Below are 6,667 nucleotides of genomic sequence, written 5' to 3' on the forward strand. Positions count from 1 at the left end.
TCAAGAAAAAATTTAAAACAATGGCTAGAAAGAAAAACTGGAAGAAAAAATCGAAAAATCTTTCCAACTTCAATAAACCCCAACTCAAAAAAGCAATCCTGGATATCTTTTACAGCGACCAGCAAAAAACATTCAACTACAAGCAATTGGGCAGTCTTTTGGGTGTAAAAGACCCGGAAACAAAAAAGCTGATCAATGTGGTGCTGGATGAGCTGGCCGAAAACGAAAACCTTGAGCAGATTCAGCGCGGCAAGTTCAAGCTGAAATCGCGCGGTGGTTATGTTTGCGGACGTGTGGAGCTACAACCGCAAGGTTTCGCCTACATCCAGTCGGAAGAAGTTGACCAGCCCGTGTTGGTTTCGCAACGCAACCTGAACCACGCCATGGAAGGCGACAAAGTGCGGGTTTACCTTTATGCCCGGCGTAAAAAGCACCAACTGGAAGGCGAGGTGTCTGAAATCATCGAACGGGCCAAATCGATCTTTGTCGGAACAATCGAGCGATCAAAAAACTTTGCTTTCCTGATTCCGGTGGGCAAAGTGGGCTTCGACATGTTTATTCCGAATGAAAAACTGAACGGTGCCAAAGACGGACAAAAAGCCATTGGAAAAATTACGGAGTGGCCGCAAAGAGCAAAAAATCCTTTTGGCGAAATCGTTGAAGTACTTGGCGATGCCGGCCAACACGAAACGGAAATGCACGCCATCCTTGCCGAATACGACCTGCCCCTTCGTTTTCCTGAAAACGTGCTAAAAGCGGCCGAAAAAATTCCACTGGAGATTTCCGAAGAAGAAATCAAAAGCCGTCGCGACCTGCGCGATACCACAACATTCACCATCGACCCGCACGATGCCAAAGATTTTGATGATGCCCTTTCTCTCCGCAAACTCGACAATGGCCTGTGGGAGGTGGGTATTCACATTGCCGATGTGAGCCATTACATCCGGCCCAACACCACGCTGGATGATGAAGCCTACGCACGCGCCACCTCCGTTTACCTGGTCGACCGCGTGGTTCCCATGCTTCCGGAACACCTGTCCAACGGCGTTTGCTCGCTTCGCCCCAACGAAGACAAACTTTGTTACTCGGCCATTTTCCATCTCGATGAGAATGCCGACATCAGCCAGCAATGGTTTGGCCGAACGATTATCAACTCGAACCGGCGATTTACCTACGAAGAAGCGCAGGAAATTATTGAAACCGGCGAAGGCGATTTGAAAGAAGAAGTGCTGACTTTGCAACACCTGGCCGTCAAACTTCGGAAAAAACGTTTCAAGGAAGGATCGCTGGCTTTTGACCGCGTTGAAGTGAAATTTGAAATTGAAGAAAAAACAGGCAAACCCTTATCGGTCTATTTTAAGGAAGCCAAGGAAAGCAATCAGCTGGTCGAGGAATTTATGTTGCTGGCCAACAAAAAAGTGGCCGAATTTATTGGAAAAACAAAAGACAAGCGGAACGCCAAAACCTTTGTGTACCGGATTCACGACAAGCCCGACCCGGAGAAATTGGAGAACTTCAACCACTTCATCCAGAAGTTTGGTTATGGCATTCAAACAACCAGTGCCAGTGCCATCTCCAAATCGATGAACAAACTGATGGACAACGTGAAAGGCAAAAATGAACAAAACGTGATTGAAACCCTGGCCATCCGGTCGATGGCCAAAGCGGTGTATTCCACCCGCAACATCGGGCACTACGGGCTCGGCTTTCAGTTTTACTCGCACTTCACCTCGCCCATCCGGCGGTATCCCGACATCATGGTTCACCGCCTGCTCGACCGCTACCTCAACAACGGACGATCGGCCAATGCGCAAAAATACGAAGACATGTGCCAGCATTCGTCCGAGATGGAATCGCGGGCATCCAATGCCGAGCGCTCGTCCATCAAATACAAGCAGGTGGAATTTATGAAAGACAAAATTGGCGAGATCTTCCCTGGTGTCATCTCTGGAATCACCGACTGGGGAATTTACGTGGAGCTTGAAAACAAATGCGAAGGCATGGTTCCCATCCGCGAATTGGGCGACGATTTTTACATCTTCGACGAAAAGAACTACTGCCTGGTAGGAAAACACAGCAACAAAAAGTACCAGCTTGGCGAAGAAGTTAAAGTCGAAATTACCCGAGCCAACCTCGAACGCAAACAGCTTGATTTTAAATTAATTGAGAATTAGATTTTCTTTCAATCAAAAAACAAGCCCCAACTATTCGAAAAATTGAATATCTTTAGCCCTGTCAAAAAAATTGAAGCAAAATGGTGATGAATATTCAGAATGGCGCGAATAAGCGAGATGCCAACCGCGAAAATATTTTGAAGATTGCTCAAGACATCTTCAGCAAATACGGTTACAAAAAAACAACGCTCGACGATATCGCCAACGCTGTTCGTAAAGGAAAAAGTTCATTGTATTACTATTTCGACAGCAAAGAAGATCTTTTTCAGGCTGTGATCATGAAAGAAGTGGATGTGTTGCGCCGCGAATTGGAAAAAGTCGTCCTTCGGAATACCGATCCGGTTGAAAAACTGCGCGAATATATTCTGACCAAACTCACCACTTACCGTGGCTTGGCCAACTTCTACCACGCGCTTGAAAACGATGTGACTGCCATTGAGTTTATCGACAACATTAAAGACAAGTATGACCAGGAAGAAATCCGGATGATCAAGCGGATTTTGATTGAAGGCGTCAGGAAAAATGAATTTGAAATTTACGATTTCACCCTGGCTGCCATTGGAATAACTACTGCCATTAAAGGATTGGAAATGCCCATGTCGGCCGGAAACTACGGGGCCGTCAACCTCGAAAAAGGCGTGGACAATATTCTAAAGATTCTCTGCTACGGCATTATGAAACGCTAAGTCAGATCGGAAGCAATACTGCGAACCGGATACCAGGCAGCGAAAAAGCCAATTAAAAGGACAATCAGAAAGGTTGCTGACACGTCAATGAATTGCAATTCGACCGGATAGGCCGACAGGGCAAATGAGCCGTCGCCGGGCAGTTTCAGCAGCTCGAATCGGGTTTGGGCCCACACCAGCGCGACCCCCAAAACTAAGCCGCCAATTGCTCCGGAAAAGGAAACCAGCCAACCTTGAAAAAGAAAGATTTGCCGGATCAGCTTTTTATTGGCGCCCAGGCTGCGGAGTATTTGAATGTCATCCTTCTTATCAATAATAATCATGGTAAGCGAGCCCAACAGGTTGAAGGAGGCAATCACCAAAATAAAGCTCAAAATCAGGAAACTCGACCATTTTTCCGAACGCATCACCCGGTACAAAAATTCATGCTGTTCATAACGGTCCTGAACAACAAACTGTCCGCCCAATAGCTGCTGAACACGGGCTTTGACCTGCGACACCTCAGCCTGCTCATCAATTTTTAGTTCCAACGAAGTCAATCGCCCTTCCATCTCAAAAAGTGCGCGGGCAAAATCAAGCGGTACCAGAATATATTTGCTGTCGATTTCCTGCTCAACAGAAAAGGAACCGGCCGGAAAAACATGCCCGCGGTTCAACGACTGGTCAAGGTTCATCCGGTTCTTAAAATCCCGCCGGGGAACGTTCACGTAGATTGGGCTCACAAACGACAAGCCAACAGACAATTCATACCGCACCCCTTCGCCAATGACCGTATAGTTTTGTGATCCTTTTTTCAGAAAAAATTCACCGTCAATCATTACCGAATCCAGGCCCGAAAAACTGGCATAATCCGTTGCCACGCCTTTCACAACCGCATATTTCAGGCGTCCCTCGTAACTCAACAGCGCATTTTCTTCCACCACCTCGGCATAGCTCACCACCCCATCCAACTGTTTGACCGACTCAAAATCGGCATCATCCAACGAGAAGCTTTTGCCCTGGGCAACCGTAATTTTTAGATCAGGATCGAAGTTGGAAAGCATGCCTTCAATAAACGCGTCAATGCCGTTAAAGGCCGACAGGACCACAACCAGCGCCATGGTTCCGATAGCCACACCAACCACAGAGATGGCCGAAATCAGATTGACAATGTTGGCTGACTTCCGCGAGACGAGGTAACGGCGTGCTATGTAAAAGGCAAGTTTCAACTATTTATAGGCTTTAACGATCAATCCGGTTCCGGTGGTGTGCGAGTTGCTGACATCCAGATAATTCAACAGCGCACAAAAGGGAAATACCAGTAAATAATAAAACGGCAGCAAGACAAAAAACAGCTTGCTGGCCCCAAGCATTAAAATGGGATACTTCATGGATAATCGCCAGGAAATCTTTCCCGGCGTACCGTAGGAGTAGCGCGCTTCCACACGGCTAAAACCAGCATTCTTCAGCTTCATTTCAATGTCGCCAATGTTGTAACCATCGCGCACATGCTCATCAATAAATCCATGAACGCCATCCGACTCATGATCGTGGTCGTGCGCATCAGAGCCACCCTGATCGGAGGGCGTGGAAATGAGCAATACGCCTCCTTTTTTCATCGATTGGTAGAAGTTCTCAAACACCTTGGTGTCTTCTTCAATGTGTTCCATCACATCGATAGAAAGCACCAAATCATAGGTTTCCGGGCTGGTGTACTGGGTGAGATCGGCATATTGAAAGCTCACCTGGTCGGCCTTTCCCAATTGCTGAAAAAATTGGTTGCAGTCGGCAATCTGCTCCGGCTTAATATCGGCTGCCACAATGTTCGATTGCGGAAAAAGCCGCGACATGCGGTAGGTGTATTGGCCAAAACCAGAACCGGCATCTAAAATAACCGGTTGAAGCAAACCCTGTGTTTTCAACTTGCGTAACTCCTTGCGGATATGCCACGAACGCAGCAGCAGCCAATCGAGCAGGCGGTAAAAAATCTTTCTCAGAAACGGATGCCGGTTAAACACCTTGCCCAGCGAACGCTTAATCGGGTCGTATTGCATGCTTACTGGTTTAAGAGGCGGTCAATATTATCGATGTAATCCAGGCTGTCGTCGATATAAAATTCCAACTCGGGAATGACCCGCAATTGCTTGCCGACCCGCCGTCCGAGCAATCCCCGAATCTTCGGATTGGCAATCCGGATTTGTTTCAGCACTTCCTTGCGGTCTTCTGTTGGAAAAATACTGATGTACGCTTTTGCCAAAGCCAGATCGGGTGTGACCCGTACGATGGTTACACTAACCATCTTCCCCATAAACAGGGTCCGGCTTTCTTTCTGAAAAATATCGGCCAGTTCTTTTTGCAGCAGCCGGCTTATTTTTTGTTGACGTGTTGATTCCATGTGAATTCAATTTCCGGCAAAGTTACCAAAAATCCAACAGCGTATGGGCATGCTGCCAAACGAATTCGGCATATTGGGCATCAGCATTGGATAACTGGCCATTGGGGCCGCTCCATCCCGCCAGGACTTAATTTAGAAGAATGGTGCAATTGCCATTTGGCTTTAGCCACATCAAGAAATGCGGCTAAAGCCCTGCTGCAAAGAACGCAGTATGCAAGCCCTCTGGCCAAATTTCGAACTTTGCTACTCTGTGCACCGGACGTTCAGCCCCTGGCGGTGAATGCCCCTCTTGCCACTTGCATCTTTTTATCCCATCAAAACTGGTGGCTCACGCCGATCCCAAAGGTTCGTCCGGGGCTGATGCCGGTATTGGGCTGGTCTTCGGCCTGGAATGACTGGTAGTAGGTTTCCATCGTGCTGTCCAGTATATTCGACACCTTCAGTTCGATCGCGGTGTTGCCATCTTTTCCGATCTTTTTATTTAGGCTGAAGTTCAGACTGTGAAACGGCTTGATGTAGATGTCGGGAAAAAGCCCGGCGCCAACAATGGAAAGCGTGGACCCTTTTACATTGTAAAACAATCCGGCATCCACGTTAGCTTCCCGGCTGCTGTAGGTCAGTCCGCCATTGATCACGTAAGGAGACTGCCCCGCCATTTCGCGGGTATTTTCGATGGTTTCTCCATTTTTCTCGTACGATTTGCGCGAGTTGAACTCGGCGCTGGTCATGTCGATTTGAGAATCCACCACGGTCAGGTTACCGCTCAGGTTGAAATTGCTCCACGCCGGTGCAATAAAGTCCAGGTCTTTTCTGAATTCCACTTCAACACCAAACAGTTGGCCGTCGCCCACATTCCGGGTCTGGTATTCGGTACTTGTTTGTTGCTCCGGAATACGAACCAATTCAATGGGGTCGTCAAATTTCTTGTAGAAGGCGCTCACTGAAAAGATCTGTCCGCGTTGCAGGAACAATTCCCAGCGCAGGTCCAGGTTATCAATCCGTGTTTCGGTCAGCTTGCCGTCCCAATCGGAGTAGGTAAACAAGCTGCCATTAAAAATCCGGTTTGAGATGGGGTCAAGAATTTGTGCAAAGGACAACTCTTTAAACGAAGGCCGTGCGATGGTTCGCGAGTAGGACACCCGAAGATTTTGGCTGTTGGTCAGTCCAAAAATCAGGTTGGCCGAGGGGAATAAATCCAATGATTCCAGCACAATGTCATTGTCCAGATTGCTCCCGTTTTGGGTGTCGCCCGAAGCATAACTTTGATCCCGCCCCGTATGTCGTTGCACAAAGTTTTCGGCCCTCAAGCCTAAAATCGTTTTGAGTTTTGGGAAAAGAAAAAACTCGTTGGAAACATAGAATCCGGTATTGTGAATATTCGACTCGTAAGCGTTGGGGTTCGGATTGTTGTTACCCGACTGGTAATAAATGCT

Annotated in this window: 6 protein-coding genes; 2 read left to right on the top strand and 4 right to left on the bottom strand. The window is 47.7% G+C overall.

Features of this window, described 5'->3' with window-relative positions; all coding sequences use genetic code 11:
- Window positions 1–20: 20 nt before the first annotated feature.
- Window positions 21–2,174, top strand: coding sequence for a ribonuclease R (gene rnr / locus NC99_RS11465; protein WP_053183787.1), 2,154 nt, complete (start codon window positions 21–23; stop codon window positions 2,172–2,174).
- Between the two features lie 80 nt (window positions 2,175–2,254).
- On the top strand, window positions 2,255–2,860 hold the full coding sequence (locus NC99_RS11470) for a TetR/AcrR family transcriptional regulator (protein WP_053183776.1): 606 nt from the start codon (window positions 2,255–2,257) through the stop codon (window positions 2,858–2,860).
- Here the strand turns inward: NC99_RS11470 and NC99_RS11475 are convergent.
- The 4 genes from NC99_RS11475 to NC99_RS11490 all read right to left on the bottom strand — a co-directional run.
- Window positions 2,857–4,068: an FtsX-like permease family protein gene (locus tag NC99_RS11475; protein ID WP_053183778.1), complete on the bottom strand. Its 1,212-nt coding sequence runs from the start codon at window positions 4,066–4,068 to the stop codon at window positions 2,857–2,859. The two genes, NC99_RS11470 and NC99_RS11475, sit on opposite strands and share 4 nt — an antisense overlap.
- Complete coding sequence (locus NC99_RS11480; RefSeq protein ID WP_053183781.1) at window positions 4,069–4,893, bottom strand: class I SAM-dependent methyltransferase; 825 nt, start codon at window positions 4,891–4,893, stop codon at window positions 4,069–4,071.
- Between the two features lie 2 nt (window positions 4,894–4,895).
- Window positions 4,896–5,234 carry a 30S ribosome-binding factor RbfA gene (rbfA, locus tag NC99_RS11485; RefSeq protein ID WP_053183782.1) on the bottom strand — a complete coding sequence of 113 codons (339 nt, stop codon included), beginning with the start codon at window positions 5,232–5,234 and terminating at the stop codon, window positions 4,896–4,898.
- 314 nt (window positions 5,235–5,548) lie between these two features.
- The coding region (locus NC99_RS11490) for a TonB-dependent receptor domain-containing protein (RefSeq protein WP_157624813.1) at window positions 5,549–6,667 on the bottom strand (1,119 nt) is incomplete at its 5' end.

Source organism: Sunxiuqinia dokdonensis (assembly GCF_001270965.1).
GTDB classification, from domain to species: domain Bacteria; phylum Bacteroidota; class Bacteroidia; order Bacteroidales; family Prolixibacteraceae; genus Sunxiuqinia; species Sunxiuqinia dokdonensis.